The sequence below is a fragment of the Acinetobacter sp. 25-47-130 genome (assembly GCF_056779705.1).
Map to the genome: position 1 here is coordinate 1 of NZ_JBWYII010000041.1, position 238 is coordinate 238.

Sequence of the window (238 nt, forward strand, 5' to 3'; positions counted from 1 at the left end):
CAGCGGCTGAAGCAGCAGTAGAGGCAGCAGAAGCAGCATACGCTGCGGCGGAACAAGCGCTGATCGATGCAAATGCCAATGGCCTCATCACTCCAACAGAACTTACTGCACTGACTCAAGCACGTGATGATGCACTTGCTGCGAAAACAGAAGCACAAACAAAAGTGACAGCATTACCTGAGGCAGTACAAGCAGAAAAAGATGCGCTACAAGGTCGTTTAAATGATCTAGTCGACAT

The 238-nt window shown here is 49.2% G+C and carries 1 protein-coding gene; it reads left to right on the top strand.

Features of this window, described 5'->3' with window-relative positions; all coding sequences use genetic code 11:
- The coding region (locus tag AC1M83_RS14265; protein WP_481590956.1) for a GA-like domain-containing protein at window positions 1-238 on the top strand (238 nt) is incomplete at both ends.